Raw genomic sequence first — 16,089 nt, forward strand, 5'->3', positions numbered from 1 at the left:
ATGGTGCACTAATTCAGCAGAAATTATATTTACGAACTGAACTGTGCTTCGTATAACCTGCTATATCCTCCGCCTTGTTCAATTAATTCATCATGTGAACCTTGTTCTGCAATACCATCTTTATTTACAACGACGATACGATCTGCATTTTTAATCGTTGCAAGTCTGTGAGCAATAACTAATGTTGTACGGCCCACAGATAGTTCAGCAAGTGATTTTTGAATCGCCAGTTCCGTCTCTGTATCTAATGCGGAAGTCGCTTCATCTAATATTAAAATTGGCGGGTTTTTCAAGAACATACGAGCAATCGCTAGACGCTGCTTCTGTCCACCAGAAAGTTTCACCCCACGCTCACCGATAACGGTATCTAAACCGTCTGGTTGTGAGTAAATTAAGTCTTCTAACTGCGCACGTTTTACTGCCTGCCAAATTTCAGCTTCTGACGCCTTTAAGTTTCCGTAAGCGATATTTTCACGAATTGTTCCTGAGAATAAGAACACATCTTGCTGCACAATTCCAATTTGCTTACGAAGTGAAGATAACGTCATATCTTTCGTATCAATACCATCAATTTGAATCGATCCAGACGGTTGTTCATAAAAACGTGGTAATAGACTACATAACGTCGTTTTTCCAGCTCCTGATGGTCCTACGAAAGCAACTGTTTCACCTGCATGTATTTTCAAACTAATATCATTTAAAATCGGTTCTTTATTTTCATATCCGAATGTAATGTTGCTATATTGAATATCACCATGTACATGTTTAACTTCCATCGCATCTTTAGAGTCTACAATATCTGGCTCTGTTTCAAGAAGCTCTACATACCTCTTAAAACCAGCGATCCCTTTCGGATAGCTTTCAATAACCGCATTAATTTTTTCAATTGGGCGGAAGAAAATATTCGTTAATAGAACGAATCCGATAAATCCACCGTACGTTAATTCTCCTTGCAGAACAAACCATGTACCGCATATTAAGACGAAGAGCGTTACGAGACGCATGAGCATATAACTAATTGACGAATTTAACGCCATAATTTTATACGCCATTAATTTCGTTGTACGGAAACGAGCGTTGTTAACAGCAAATTGCTCTTTCTCAAACTTTTCATTTCCGAATGCTTGTACAACGCGGATACCACCAACGTTGTTCTCAATACATGCATTGAAATCAGCAACGTCTGAGAATAAACGTCTAAACGTACCTGTCATTTTTTTATTGAAGTAAAGTGCCAACCATAATAGGAATGGAATCACGAAGAACGTTAATAGCGCTAACTTCCAGTTGATCATCATCATAAATGAAAATGCCCCAACTAAAGTCATAACAGCAATAAATAAATCTTCTGGTCCATGGTGAGCAATTTCCCCAATTTCCATTAAATCGTTCGTAAGACGTGATATTAAATGACCTGTTTTATTGTTGTCAAAAAATCTGAATGATAGCTTTTGAATGTGATCAAATAATTTCTGCCTCATATCTGTTTCAATGTTAACACCAAGCATATGCCCCCAATATGTAACGACATATTGCAAACCTGCATTTAATATATACACTGCAAGTAAACCGAAACAAGCCCATAAAATAAGCGTCCAGTTTTGCCCTGGCAATAACTTATCAATAAATTGATTTACGATAAGCGGGAAGCCAAGTTCTAGTAACCCTGCGACAACTGCGCAAGAAAAGTCGAGTATAAATAAACCTTTATACGGTTTATAGTAAGAAAAAAATTTACGTAGCATATCTTACCTCCATTTTCCAAAATTAAAAAGACTCCCTAAATGATAACCATTATCAAATAATTATTCAAGTTATCCGTCTATGAAACTAAAAAGAATGTTTGCGATGGTTGTCGTTTTTTCCATAAATTCTATATATTTGAATAATCACCGATATAAATTTCATTTACTACTAATCCCGCCCCCACAACCAAAAAGGGTATCACCACAAGGTGATACCCTTTCCTCTATTACATCGCTTCCGAATCCCACTCATGCTCCTGCTGAACAAACACAATTCCTAATTCGTGATGTCCTCCGGCGTATAATGCCGTTTGGGCAAGGCGAAGCTCTCCATTTGTATCTAATACTTCTAATTTACAAAATGCTCCTGTCGTCTTCGTTTGAAGCGCATCATAAAATTCCTCAGCGCTTCTTGGAATGACTCCATTTACTTTCGTAATCACTTCTCCAGGCAGTAAATTCAGCTCCGCCCCAATTGTATTCGGGATTGTATCTAATACAACAAGTCCATCATTACGTGCAGCGAAATACGCCGGTCTCGTCTCATCGGCAATTTTTTCTTGCATGGAAATTGTGAAACGCCCAAGCATTGCGACTCCCATTGCGATAATGGCAAGTACGTGCCACCAATAACTTGCGATTCCTAAAACAAGTACAATTCCTGCTAATCCGTAGACACGCCTTCCTGTAAATAATAAAGCTTCCGTTGGCTCATAACTTCTAATCTTTCTCATAAATCCAATTAAAAATGGAACGAGGAATAGAGAATAGGTATGTGAACCGATTGAAACGACAGGCCACCATGAAATAAACTGCGTTACTGCATCACCTGGTACAAGAATAAAAATAGGAACGATCCATAAACGCTTTGATTCGTGTAAACCAATCTTTAGCCCACGCTTACCCTTCCTAATCTTCGGCGTAGAATATCCTACTGCATTTTTAGAAATCAACAAGCCCTCTACAACGAGCATGACACCTAGTAAAATAGCAAGAGATACAATCGTACTCTCTTCCCCTTCTCCAAGCTGTAAGAAGGAAACTGGTAGCTTAGAAGATACTAGAACGCATACAATTGCGATACTAAATGTATAAGCTGCTGATAAATATCGATACATAGCAGTTAATCCAAATAATAACGTCCAAAGTAAGATGACCCATAAGCTCGCTTTGGAAACGACAAGGCCAAGTCCAATTGTAAGAATAGATACGATTAATCCGTATCCAACTCCCGCAAATAGAGATGTTCGCAGTTCAAACCAAATATCATAAACTTTAAAGGAAAAATCCTTTCGTTCTCGTAACATACGTAAGTATCCAACGAAGATACTACTTATTAAAAATACATAGACAGCAGGGTGTAAGAAAAAACGTCCAACTGCCCGCATTATTTCAAAAATCCATGCCTCCACGAACTCATTCACCACCATTTATATCATTCTTTCTTTTTATATTATCATAACTGGACAAACGTTTGTTTAACACAAAAAAATACAGGCAGCAAACTGCCTGTATTTCTTTTTATTTCGCTTTAATGGGCAGTAGGACCCCCACCTCAAAATTCAGCGAAAGCAAAGAATTTAGGTGGGGGATCCACTGCCCATAAAAGTCCGATTGGTTCAACTAATAATTAGTGGGGATGAAGAAAACCCCCACTGATTAAAGTTTCACTTTATTTCACTATTAATTTTAATGCGGACTGTAATTGTAGATCATTTTCTCCAGAACGGATTTTTTCAATAATTTTAGTTTGAATCGCCTCAGCTGTCTTTTTATCAAGCTGTCCCGTCGCTTCCATCTCATTCGCATTTTGGAATGCTTTCAGCGCTGATTCTGTCTCTTTACTAAAGTATCCATCTTCACGCCCTGGTACATATCCTAAACTCTTAAGCATTTCTTGCGCGTGTTTTACTTGCACATCATTTGAATTGTATGAAAGTGTCTTTTCAATTTGAATTGGTGTCGCATGATAATAATCTGGTTGCTTCACTTCTACTGTTGGCGCGATTCCTTTTTTATGAATCCAGTTTCCATCCGGTGTTAACCATTTAAACATCGTTAATTTAATGTTGCTGCCATCTTTAAATGGAACGGCTTGCTGAACAGTACCTTTACCAAACGTTTTTTCACCAATTAAATCGTATCCTTCTCCCTCTTTTAGCGCACCCGCTAAAATCTCTGAAGCAGAAGCACTTCCGTTATCAATTAATACTGAAATTGGATATGGCTTTTTCTCTTTCAGTTCCGTAGAGAATTTCTTTTTCTCACCATTTCGTTGCTCTACTTGTAGCATCGGCTTTTTATCCGTCATAATTTCCCCTAGTATCTCTTCTACACTATTTAAGTAGCCACCAGGATTACCACGCACGTCAATAACTAAGCCTTTTATGTTTTTCTTCTCTAACTCTTTTAACTGATCCTTAAATTCTTTCGCTGTATTTTCAGCAAAAGAAGTGATTTGCATATAACCGATATCTTTTCCGCTCTCTTGTTTCACAGAACTAAACACCGTGAAGATTGGAATTTTTTCACGCTTAATTTTAAATACAATCGGATCAGCTACTCCTGCACGCTTAATTTCAATCGCGACAGTCGTTCCTTTTTTACCACGAATCTTTAATACTGCTTCTTCACGTGATAAATCTTTCACACTATTTCCATCTACAGATAAAATTTGGTCATTCGGTTTAATTCCAATCTTTTCTGCCGGTGAGCCTTTAATTGGAGATACGATAATGAGCTTACCGTCCGTTTTGTTCACCTCAGCCCCGATCCCCTCTAGCTCAGGATCAAGTGATTCACTAAACTGTTTAGCCGTTTCTTTATCCATATACGTGGAATAAGGGTCCTTCAGCGTAGACAACATGCCTTGTATTGCACCTTCGACTAACTTGTCATCCTTCACGTCTTCCACATAACGTGAATCAATTAGTGCATACGCCTCATTAATTTTTGCCAAATTCCCTTGTGAGGTGCTAGCGTTTCCACTCGAAATTGTTTGCGTTACTTCTGCTGGGTTAACCCCAAATAAAGACATACCTGCAAACATTCCGCCAGCACCAATTAAAAATGCAACAACCATTCCAATAATTGCAACTCTACGTTTCAATGCGGAATTCCCCTTTCCAAAACACACAGGTGGTGTAGCAAAAGGCATCACACAGTGTGTGATGCCTTTACCTATTTCTACTATATGATAAGCTTGTACGAATTATGTTTGCAACTTTTTATACTTTTAAGAAGCGACGAATTGACATTACACTTCCCCACATACCGATTAAAGCCCCGATTAACACTAGTAAACCAGCTAATTGGAATACGAAAGGACTGTATGGTAGAAGTTCGAAAATTGTTCCGCCAAGTTTTTCGTTAAACACACTTTGTAGTGAATTATACGTAGCTAGAATTAAGCCAATTGGAATAATTGATCCTAATACTCCTAGGAATAATCCCTCTAATAAGAACGGCCAACGAATAAACCAGTTTGTTGCACCTACCAGTTTCATAATTTCGATTTCTGTACTACGAGCATAAATTGTAATTTTAATTGTATTAGAGATTAAGAACATCGCTGTGAATAAAAGACCTGCAATTAACGCAATCCCGATATTACGTCCTGTTTTTACAGTATCAAATAATTTTTCAACTTGACCTTTACCGTATTGAACATTACTTACAAACTGCATTTTCTCAATCTTTTTCGCGATTGTCGCTGTATCTGTTGGTTCTTTTGCTTTTACAATGAATACGTTTTTAAGTGGGTTATCTTGTTCAAATAACTCAAACGTTTTTCCGCTATCACCTAAGCTTTTAATTAAGCGTTTTAGCTCTTCTTCTTTAGAAGAATATTTAATAGATTCTACTTTTGCAATCTTACTCATATCATCTTCTAATTTCTTTTGATCAGCTTCTTTTGCTGCTGGATCAATGTGTACACGAATTTCTACATCTTGCTCTACTTTCGTCGCAAAATGGTTCATATTCATTATCGCTGTTAAAAAGACACCTACAAGTAATAATGTAACTGTTACTGCACTAACAGAAGCAAATGTCATCCATCCGTTACGTGATAGATTCTTTACACCTTCTCGCAAATGTCGACTAAGGGTCTTAGCCTTCATATCCGTATCCTCCCTCAATCTCATCTCGAACAATTTTTCCGCCTTCAATCGCGATTACACGATGACGAATTGTATTTACGATATCTGAGTTATGTGTCGCCATAACAATCGTTGTACCACGCTCGTTAATACGCGTAAAAATCTTCATAATATCAAGAGCTGTTTCAATATCTAAGTTACCTGTTGGCTCATCGGCAATTACAACCTTCGGTCTATTAACAATTGCTCTCGCAATCGCAACACGTTGCTGCTCTCCGCCCGAAAGTTCACTTGGTAGTGCGTCTGCACGATCCTCAAGACCTACAAGACCTAAAACTTCTGTTACACGCTCACGAATGGCTTCTTTTTCTTCTTCAATTACTTCTAAAGCAAACGCAACATTCTCATATACCGTTAACTTAGGTAGTAATTTAAAATCTTGGAAAATTACGCCTAATTGACGACGGAAATATGGAACATCTCTTTCTGCTAATGTTTCAATAACAAGTCCATTTACATTAATTGATCCTGTAGATGGCTTCTCTTCACGATACATCATTTTAATAAATGTAGATTTCCCGGCTCCACTCGGTCCAACTACGTATACAAACTCACCTTGTTTAATGTTAACTGTGAGACCAGCAATGGCTTTCATACCATTCGGGTACTCCTTATAAACATTCGTCATTTTTATCATTATTTATCACCCAATACTTAATGATTTTTTTCGAAATACTTTTCTGTACATCTGAAAATAAAAGATAACCTTTTATTCTCGCTTAACCACTCTTGTTGAAGGTAGCTTCCATTCATGCTTTTTATTAGCAGCGCTACTCTATGTAATATATTTCAGCAAAATTCTACAAACCTCATTGTAACATCAAACGGTTTCCAGTTCGGATACATTTTTGTTACAGTTATGTTACATCAAAAAAAAAGGAAACGAGTCGTCATAGTTCTTACCCAAAATCATTTTGGGATAAGATTATATAACCAACCCGTCCAGTTCACCCTTTTTATTTATGTTCAGCTAACCACTCAGCTACTTTTTTCGCATCCTCACCTTGAATAATTCCTGGTGACATGGAACCGCGACCTTTTTCAATAATCTTTTCAATCTCTGCTGCATCATATTTCTGTCCCACTTTTCGTAAATCCGGTCCAGTTGCTCCCGATAAATCTTTCGCGTGACAGCCTATACAACTTTTTTGGTAAATTTGCTCTGCGCTATCTGTGCTTGCAGATTGTTTCGAAGGCTTACTCTCTTCTTTATTTCCACATGCTCCTAAAGCAAAAACGACTGATGTTCCTAACGCAATAGCCAACAATTTCTTTTTCACTTCTATCGCTCCCCATTGTTGATATTCTTTTCATTCCTAACACACTCATTTTCATTATAAGCATTATCTTTATATAGAAAAACTAAGGTATATTTCATATTTTTCAAAAATACAGTAAAAACCCTGATAATATAAAGCTTTCATAAGTTGTTTCAATTCTGTGAACAACATAAAAACTTCTATAAAGAATTCTTGTTGAACAGAAAATCAGAAAAGTTCTGTTCAAGTCTTACTCTATTGCCGCTCTGTTTTACTATTCTCTACTTTTTACAATACAATATACAACATTGTATGCTACATATAATCTCATCAAAAAGAGAAGTTGTCGTTTCCAACTTCTCTTCCTCTTTACTTCATCTATAGAAATAAAATCAAATTCTTTATATCCTCGATTATCCTCAGCATACGCCGACAACTTTGTTGGCTTTTTTTCGCTTATTAGATGCGAGAACGTAAGTAAGCATCAATAAATGGATCAATTTCTCCATCCATAACTGCTTGCACGTTACCAACCTCTGTATTTGTACGGTGGTCTTTCACAAGAGAATACGGGTGGAATACGTAAGAACGAATTTGGCTACCCCATCCGATTTCTTTTTGTTCACCGCGAATTTCATCTAACTCCGCTTGTTGCTCTTCTAATTTCTTTTGGTATAATTTCGCTTTTAACATTTTCATCGCGTGCTCACGGTTTTTAATTTGTGAACGCTCTGACTGACATGTTACAACTGTGTTTGTTGGTGTATGTGTAATACGAACTGCTGAGTCTGTCGTATTAATATGCTGTCCACCTGCACCACTTGCACGGTACGTATCAACTTTTAAGTCTTCTGAACGTATTTCGATTTCAACTTCATCATTGAACTCAGGTACGACTTCACAAGATACGAACGATGTATGACGACGGCCTGAAGAATCGAATGGCGAGATACGTACAAGACGATGTACACCTTTCTCTGCCTTTAAATAACCGTAAGCGTTATGACCTTTAATTAATAAAGTAACACTCTTAATACCAGCTTCATCACCTGGTAAGTAGTCAACCGTTTCTACTTTAAACCCACGTTTTTCAGCCCAACGTGTGTACATACGTAATAACATAGAACCCCAGTCTTGTGACTCTGTTCCACCAGCACCTGGGTGTAATTCTAAAATAGCGTTATTTTTATCATAAGGATCGCTTAGTAGTAGCTGAAGCTCATACTCATTCATTTCTTGAATTAAGCCTTTCACTTCTGATTCAAGCTCCTCATGTAAATCTTCATCATACTCTTCTTTTAAAAGCTCATGCGTGATTTCTAAATTTTCGAAGGTCTCATCTAACTGACGGAACTTTCCAACCATCTCTTTCAGTGCATTAGCTTCGTTAATTACAGCTTGTGCGCCTTGTTGGTCATCCCAAAATCCTGCACCCATCATTGTCTCTTCTAACTCTGCAATTTGTTTCTCCTTAGTAGGAAGGTCAAAGAGACCCCCTAAAAGCCGCTAATCTCTTAGCCATTTTCTCTAATTCTTGTCTAATTTCTACTAATTCCATTTCCTTCACCTCTATGTAATTGCTGTTACTTTCTTATGAGAACAAGGGAAACTCTCTCCACTTATGACGGAGAGAGTTTAAACTTTCTTAATTATACATTTTTGATGTAAAATTTTGCAAAGCAATCTGGGCTACCGCCCTGTATTACTTCCCGATACCACAGCAGTTTTTATATTTTTTACCGCTACCACATTTACATAAATCGTTGCGGCCTACTTGGTCACCTTTTACAACTGGTTTTTTCTTCGCTTCTTCGCCATCGCTAGATGGATGAACAGCTTCACCTTGAACAACTTCTTGACGCTCTAAGTTTTGTTCAATTTCAGCTTTCATAATGTAACGAGAAATTTCCTCTTCAATAGAAGCAATCATTGACTCGAACATTGCGAATCCTTCCATTTGATACTCACGAAGTGGATCAATTTGACCGTAAGCACGTAAATGAATACCTTCACGAAGGTGATCCATCGCATCAATATGCTCTGTCCATTTCGTATCTACTACACGGAATACAACAACTTTTTCGAACTCACGCATTTGCTCTTCTGGCAGAAGCTTTTCTTTGTCGTTGTAACGCTCTATTAATTTCGCGATAATTGGCTCGCTCATTTCCTCTGGAGCAAGACGACGTAACTCTTCTTCTTTTATATCGCCTTCTTGCAGAAGGTTGGCATTTAAGTAGTCAACAAGACCTTTAATGTTCCAATCTTCTTCAATTTCCTCTTGTGTATGAAGCGCAACAGCACGTTCTACTGTAGATTTCATCATACCTTCAATAATACTGCGTAAATTCTCAGAATCCATTACTTCTTGACGCTGTTTGTAAATAACTTCACGTTGCTGACGAAGTACATCATCGTACTGCAGTAACTGCTTACGTGCATCATAGTTATTTCCTTCTACACGTTTTTGTGCAGATTCTACCGCACGAGAAACCATTTTACTTTCAATCGGCTGTGAATCATCCATACCAAGACGATCCATCATCGCTTTCATATTGTCAGAACCGAATCGGCGCATTAGTTCATCTTCCATAGACAAGTAGAACTGCGTTACACCAGGGTCCCCTTGACGACCAGCACGACCACGTAACTGATTATCAATACGACGGCTTTCGTGACGCTCTGTACCGATAACTGCTAGACCAACGTTTTTAATATCGTCTCCAAGCTTAATATCCGTACCACGACCAGCCATATTCGTCGCAATCGTTACAGCACCTTTCATACCAGCTTCTGCAATGATATCTGCTTCACGCGCATGGTTTTTCGCGTTTAAAATGTTATGGCGTACACCTTTACGTGTTAACATTTTTGAAATAAGCTCTGATGTTTCAATTGCAACTGTACCGACAAGAATAGGTTGCCCTTGTTTATGACGATTTACAATATCCTCAACAACTGCATTGAATTTGCCTTCCATTGATTTGAAGATTAAATCAGCACGGTCATCACGAATAATATCTTTGTTCGTTGGAATTACGATAACATTCATATTGTAAATACTACGGAATTCTTCTTCTTCCGTTTTCGCTGTACCAGTCATACCAGATAACTTTTCATACATACGGAAATAGTTCTGGAACGTAATTGTTGCGAGTGTCATACTTTCATTTTGAATTTCTACGCCTTCTTTTGCTTCAATAGCTTGGTGCAAACCTTCGCTATAACGACGACCTTTCATAAGACGACCAGTGAATTGGTCTACAATTACGATTTCGCCTTCTTGTACAACATAATCTGTATCAAGATGCATAACAACGTGTGCACGAAGCGCCTGATTAATATGGTGAAGAAGTGCGACATGTTTTAAATCGAATAAGTTTTCAATATGGAAAGCTTTCTCTGCTTTCGTAATACCATCTTCAGTTAACATTACATTTTTCGTTTTCACATCAAATGAATACTCTTTTTCATTTTCTAATGTACGAACGAATGCATTTGCAAACATGTATAGCTCTGTTGATTTTTGAGCTTGTCCCGAAATAATAAGCGGCGTACGTGCTTCATCGACTAAAATAGAATCGACTTCATCGATAATAGCAAAATGAAGTGGACGCTGAACGCACTGTTCTCTATATAAAACCATGTTGTCACGTAAGTAATCGAATCCAAGCTCATTATTTGTGCTATACGTAATATCAGCAGCATAAGCCTCTTGTTTCTCTTCGCGTGACATGCTGTTTAAGTTAATTCCTACTGTTAAGCCTAGGAACTCATGAAGTTGTCCCATTTCGCTCGCATCACGTTGTGCTAAGTATTCATTGACTGTAACAACGTGAACACCTTTTCCTGTTAAAGCATTTAAATATACAGGTAATGTAGATGTTAATGTTTTACCTTCACCCGTTTTCATCTCAGAGATATTCCCTTCATGTAAGGCAATACCACCCATTAACTGCACGCCATACGGACGCATTCCAAGAACACGAGTCGCAGCTTCGCGAACAACTGCAAAAGCTTCAGGAAGTAGATCATCTACTGTCTCACCTTTTGTTAGACGTTCTTTAAATTCAAGCGTCTTTCCTTTTAATTGTTCATCTGTTAGTGGCTTAATAGATGATTCTAATGCATCAATTTGCTCAACTGTCTTCTGCATACGTTTAATTTGGCGTTGATTTACATCAAATACCTTTTTTAAAATACCGATCATAGGAAATACGCTCCTCTTTTTTATTAAAATAAAACTTCCGATTGTTTTTTCTTTTTCTATTACAATCAGTCGTTATAAAAATCAAATGTATGTTATACCAATTTTTCTCCTAATTAAAAAAACTAAAATGTATATACCTAATGATAATTGTAACACTTGTCTTATAACTATGACAACAATCGGCCGAATGTCTCGTTCTAAATTAAGAAAACTTTTAAAAAAAATCTATTTTCAGCAAAAAAAGCGCAGCCATTTCGGCTGCGCTTTTGAATTATTATTTAGTTTCGATTAAACCATATTTCCCATCTTTACGGCCGTATACAACATTAGTTTCATTTGTATCAGCATTTGTGAAGACGAAGAAATTATGTCCTAGCATATCCATTTGTAGGATCGCTTCTTCAACGTCCATCGGTTTTAAATCAAATCGTTTTGTACGTACAAGTTCTAATTCATCCTCTTCTACCGCATCCAGAACAGCTACTGCTTCTGGAAGGATAAAGTTCGTTTTCATAGAACCTTTCTCACGTAACTTACGATTTACCTTTGTTTTATGTTTACGAATTTGTCGCTCAAGTTTATCAACTACTAAATCGATAGCAGCGTACATATCGCTATTAGTTTCTTCTGCACGAAGTAATAAATCAGTAAATGGAATTGTTACCTCGACACGTTGCTTGTCAGAGTATACTTTTAAATTAACTTTAATCTCTGGGAATGTATCAAAATAACGCTCTAACTTACTTAGTTTTTTCTCTACATATTCCTTTAATGCTGGAGTTACTTCAATATTTTCACCACGAATGTTGAATTTCATAGATGAATTCCTCCTTTCAAGCCTATGTACTATAATTTCGACATTGGCTTAAAAACTCCTTCTAACTTTTTTAAAAAAATTAGTGGAATTGCGATTTTTTTATCGTTTTTTGTTGAAATGAAAAGATGCATCGTTTCTATCTTTATTTTATCCTATTAACATCGTGAATAACGAATATAACTGTGGACAATTCGTTACAGAAAAGAAACAACTTTTTGACAACTTGATTCATAACAAAAACCCCTTGCAAAAAACAAGAGGTTCTACCATATATATAACGTTGCCACAAACGCAGCTCTCTCTTCCCAAAAACAATATTCCTACAGTTTTACAACATTAGCTGCTTGTGGTCCACGTGCTCCATCTACAATGTCAAACTCAACTTGTTGTCCTTCTTCTAATGACTTATATCCATCTTGTTGAATAGCAGAAAAATGAACAAACACATCATCACCATCTTCACGCTCAATAAACCCAAATCCCTTTTCTGCATTGAACCATTTCACTCTTCCTTGCATGTTCATTCCATTCCCTTCACTCTAAAAATCAGGGCATTCGCCCCATACTTTGACTATAACGAATGACAACTTACGAAGTCAAAGAAGACTTATCGTCTTTTTATTATCCCTTTCGACAGTTACAGATCAACTTCTACAAAGCGTCAAACTAGAAACTTCCCTTGCTCCTCTATCGTATAAAAGACTTCCAATTTGTCTAACTGTAATTCCTGTCGTATATACATCATCAACGAGTAAAATATGTTGATCATGAAACATATCTTCTCCCTGAAAATAAAAAGGATTACTTCCCGAAAGCCTTTCTTTACGTGTCTTCTTACTTTGCTTTTCTGTTTCCCTTCTTCTTAATGAGGGATAAGAAATTTTGACAGGTAAACATGCTGCTAATAACTCTGCCTGATTAAAACCACGTTCATATTCCCGTTCCCTACTAAGCGGAACAGCAATAACACTTGAAACGCTCGTAAAATGCTTTTGAAACAGCTCCCGAAAGGATCGATAAAAAATATGAACTAACTCCGCATCTCCCCGAAACTTAAACTGTGCTAATATTTCTTTCATCTCATCATCGTACACGTGCAAAGAACGATTTTTAAAAGGACGATACTTCTCCTCTTTTATCCACCTTATGCAATCCACACAAATATCATTTTCTTTATATTTGGAAGTCAAGTCCTCTAAAAGTCGCCCACACTCCATGCAAATCTCTCCTATAATATAGGAAAGTTTCCGCTCACACCTATCACATATATATTTTTTGTGAGACTTTACAAAGAAGGTGTACCAACTAACTGTTTCCAACATATACTCATCGCAAAGTAGACAATGCATTAATCGATTAATCCTTGTTCTTTCGCCTTTTTGTTCATACTTTGAATATGCCTTTTCGCGCGTACCATCGCCTCTGTCTTACCGCAATGAAAATAAACGACCTCGCCATAAGGTTCTTCAAAACTACGACCTGCTCGGCCTGCAATTTGTACAAGCGCACTTTCTGAAAAGATTTCTTCTTCCGCCCCTAACACCGCTACTTGTAAATTCTTCACAGTTACTCCTCTCTCTAAAATTGTCGTTGTAACTAATAACGGAATTTCTCCCTTTCTGAAAGCTGCTACTTTTTCTTTTCTCATCGGATCTTCTGCATGTACACCATCGATTCTAGGATCCAACGTTTTCAATATCAGGCTCAATTCTTCTATATATCGCACATGAGGAACAAATAAAAAAATGGGATACTTTTTGCTTACGTACATTTTTAACCATTGTAGTAACAATCGAGGAATTCTTTTATGGTGGAGACTTTTCTTCCAATTTCCGCACCAGCAAAATAGAGGAACTGGTAACGGATGACGATGGTATCGTCCAGAGACAATGATACCTTTTTGTTTACCACTTCTGAAATTACGCTTCCACTTTTCATCTGGAGTTGCAGTTAAATAAATACGCGCTGCTTTCTCTTTCATCGCTTGTTGCACTGCATACTGCAACATTTGATCCGCATGATACGGGAAGGCATCGATCTCATCTACAATCATGACATGAAACGCTCTATAGTAACGTAACAATTGATGAGTCGTTGCAACGACTAACGCTGCATCTTTTTCCCTATCTTCACTTCCTCCGTATAAGGACGCTACATTTACATTTGGAAACACTTTTTGTAATCTCGGCGCTAATTCTAGTACAACGTCTGTTCTTGGCGTTGCGATACAAACCCTTTCTCCTTTTCGCAATGCCTCTTCCATACCGTAAAATAGCATTTCAGTTTTTCCAGCCCCGCAAGTAGCTAGTCTTGAATACCGAAAAAATTCAGGACAAAACAAAAGAGCACAGCGTGTTAATAAGGTGTCTCACCACTTTATTAACCGTCCGCCTACACCAACTAGGCAAACACTTGCTGTAACTCTTTATGTACCCCATTTTACCGTACATAAGGGTTCCTCCGCAACAGTTTGCTTACATTTTGTGGCATTCTGTTGCTTTTTTATTTCGGAGGAGACGAGCCCTTATGAAAAAGAAACAAGCAATTACGATTCTTGCTAGTACAGAAACATATGAAAACTTAGTATCTTTTCAAACTCTCAAGGAGCTAAATGATACTGTACGCGCATATAAAGAACAATTTGCTGATCAATTAAATAAAAATCAATGGGCTATACTCAATCATTTACACAGCCATTCTTGTAAATACTTTGGTGTTTCTTTTAAATCAAAAAATAAAATTGCTGAAGCACTTCACATTAGCCGTAGAACGGTTATTCGCGTATGCCAACACTTAGAATCTCTTGGTATCATTAAGCAACTAGAAATGAAACGCAAGAACGATATGAGACAAACAAGTAATATTATTGTCATTCAACCAATCATTGTGGAGGAACAAACTGTCACAGAAGCCCCTACTAAACATGCTGAAATTTGTCACACCAAGAAAACAAAATCTATTTCTTTAAAACAAAAGAGTAAAGATATAAATAAACGTAAAGAGGACGTTTCACAATCTATTCAACATGATATAGACTTCATTGATTATCGTGTGCCACAATCTATGCGTATGAAATTACAAACTGCTTTTGATTCAAAGATGATAAATGAGTCTTTCAAAAATGCCAGAAACATTGCAAGAAAGGCTGCTAAAAAATTCAATTTACTAGCGGATACAGATGTATTCCACAACCTTCTTGCGAATGCTTCAGCTATCTTGTTCTCTAAAACGCATAAGTACGAACATAACGGTACTTTGATGAAAAATCCAATTGGCTACTTTACACGCACTTTCAAAAAGATGGTCTATAACTATATCGATAGCTTTAGGGAGATACATATTCTTGCAAATCGTAAGCCAAGTGCATGCACTAGTGATGGGCTATTTTATAATTGGCTAGAGGTTGATGGCTCAAAAATCCCTTCCACAAGTACAATAGACAGCTCTCTTATACCAGGTGTATATGACAAAATATCTAGAGAAGAATCTGATGAAATGGGGTTGTATTAAAGAGCTACTATGCCTTTACAACCATTTGATTCATGAAATCATGGATTGACTTTGTTTGGAATAAGCGAAAATTAGGAGAGTAGATGTCATATTGTGTATCCGTAATGATGAGTAGTGAGGGGAAATACTTGGATTTCTTCGGTTGCCATGGTTCTTGCTGCCATTCCAAACTATGAAAATAGAATTCGTAACGATTTACTTTTTCTTACATGACTTTCATTCATCATATCTCACCCCTAGTAAAAAAACGAGTATATATTAGGGGTCTTTGGTATGCATGATAACAAGTACTTGTTCATTCTGGTATTCACTTTGATATTAAGTCAATAAAATAGACACAGATAATTTCAATTATGCAGCCTCCGATTCGTACATACGTTCTTTTTTA

12 protein-coding genes and 2 pseudogenes are annotated in these 16,089 nt (G+C 37.1%); 1 reads left to right on the forward strand and 13 read right to left on the reverse strand.

Going from position 1 to position 16,089, the window contains the following annotated elements:
- Positions 1-29: 29 nt before the first annotated feature.
- From JDS99_RS20860 to comFA, 12 genes and pseudogenes are all read right to left on the reverse strand, one after another.
- The gene (locus JDS99_RS20860; RefSeq protein ID WP_088608602.1) at positions 30-1,745 is read right to left on the reverse strand and encodes an ABC transporter ATP-binding protein; all 1,716 of its coding nucleotides are present in this window, start codon (positions 1,743-1,745) and stop codon (positions 30-32) included.
- A 227-nt stretch (positions 1,746-1,972) separates the two neighbouring features.
- Entirely contained in the window at positions 1,973-3,157 is a 1,185-nt protein-coding gene (locus tag JDS99_RS20865) for a PDZ domain-containing protein (protein WP_137035902.1), read from the reverse strand.
- A 260-nt stretch (positions 3,158-3,417) separates the two neighbouring features.
- Positions 3,418-4,854 (reverse strand): S41 family peptidase, encoded by a 1,437-nt coding sequence (locus JDS99_RS20870; RefSeq protein WP_000830301.1) that lies wholly within the window; start codon positions 4,852-4,854, stop codon positions 3,418-3,420.
- A 118-nt stretch (positions 4,855-4,972) separates the two neighbouring features.
- Positions 4,973-5,866 carry a permease-like cell division protein FtsX gene (ftsX, locus tag JDS99_RS20875; protein WP_087983949.1) on the reverse strand — a complete coding sequence of 298 codons (894 nt, stop codon included), beginning with the start codon at positions 5,864-5,866 and terminating at the stop codon, positions 4,973-4,975.
- Positions 5,856-6,542, reverse strand: coding sequence for a cell division ATP-binding protein FtsE (ftsE, locus tag JDS99_RS20880; RefSeq protein ID WP_000594325.1), 687 nt, complete (start codon positions 6,540-6,542; stop codon positions 5,856-5,858). The genes ftsX and ftsE overlap by 11 nt, the downstream gene beginning before the upstream one ends.
- Positions 6,543-6,861: 319 nt before the next feature.
- Entirely contained in the window at positions 6,862-7,185 is a 324-nt protein-coding gene (gene cccB, locus JDS99_RS20885) for a cytochrome c551 (RefSeq protein ID WP_000727965.1), read from the reverse strand.
- A gap of 438 nt (positions 7,186-7,623) precedes the next feature.
- Positions 7,624-8,722 (reverse strand): peptide chain release factor 2 gene (gene prfB / locus JDS99_RS20890; RefSeq protein WP_096001656.1). Its coding sequence is split into 2 segments (ribosomal slippage): positions 7,624-8,649 and positions 8,651-8,722, totalling 1,098 coding nucleotides; the frame shifts between segments, so codons are not numbered across the junction.
- Positions 8,723-8,866: 144 nt separating this feature from the next.
- Positions 8,867-11,374 carry a preprotein translocase subunit SecA gene (gene secA / locus JDS99_RS20895; RefSeq protein ID WP_048542521.1) on the reverse strand — a complete coding sequence of 836 codons (2,508 nt, stop codon included), beginning with the start codon at positions 11,372-11,374 and terminating at the stop codon, positions 8,867-8,869.
- A gap of 274 nt (positions 11,375-11,648) precedes the next feature.
- Positions 11,649-12,191, reverse strand: coding sequence for a ribosome hibernation-promoting factor, HPF/YfiA family (gene hpf, locus JDS99_RS20900; protein WP_000671189.1), 543 nt, complete (start codon positions 12,189-12,191; stop codon positions 11,649-11,651).
- A gap of 320 nt (positions 12,192-12,511) precedes the next feature.
- Positions 12,512-12,709, reverse strand: coding sequence for a cold shock protein CspC (gene cspC, locus JDS99_RS20905; protein ID WP_001990088.1), 198 nt, complete (start codon positions 12,707-12,709; stop codon positions 12,512-12,514).
- A gap of 126 nt (positions 12,710-12,835) precedes the next feature.
- Positions 12,836-13,540 (reverse strand): ComF family protein, encoded by a 705-nt coding sequence (locus JDS99_RS20910; protein WP_199695637.1) that lies wholly within the window; start codon positions 13,538-13,540, stop codon positions 12,836-12,838.
- A pseudogene (comFA, locus tag JDS99_RS20915) lies at positions 13,540-14,496 on the reverse strand (ATP-dependent helicase ComFA); the annotation flags it as partial. The pseudogene comFA and the gene JDS99_RS20910, both read right to left, overlap by 1 nt.
- Before the next feature lie 221 nt (positions 14,497-14,717).
- On the opposite strand from comFA, the gene JDS99_RS20920 reads away from it, so the two are divergent.
- Positions 14,718-15,701, forward strand: a complete 984-nt coding sequence (locus tag JDS99_RS20920; RefSeq protein WP_199695638.1) for a helix-turn-helix domain-containing protein — start codon at positions 14,718-14,720, stop codon at positions 15,699-15,701.
- Between the two features lie 7 nt (positions 15,702-15,708).
- Here the strand turns inward: JDS99_RS20920 and JDS99_RS32060 are convergent.
- Positions 15,709-15,906 (reverse strand): annotated as a pseudogene (locus tag JDS99_RS32060) (replication-relaxation family protein); the annotation flags it as partial.
- Positions 15,907-16,089: the final 183 nt, after the last annotated feature.

The organism is Bacillus cereus group sp. N6, assembly GCF_016483705.1.
Classification (GTDB): Bacteria; Bacillota; Bacilli; order Bacillales; family Bacillaceae_G; genus Bacillus_A; species Bacillus_A wiedmannii.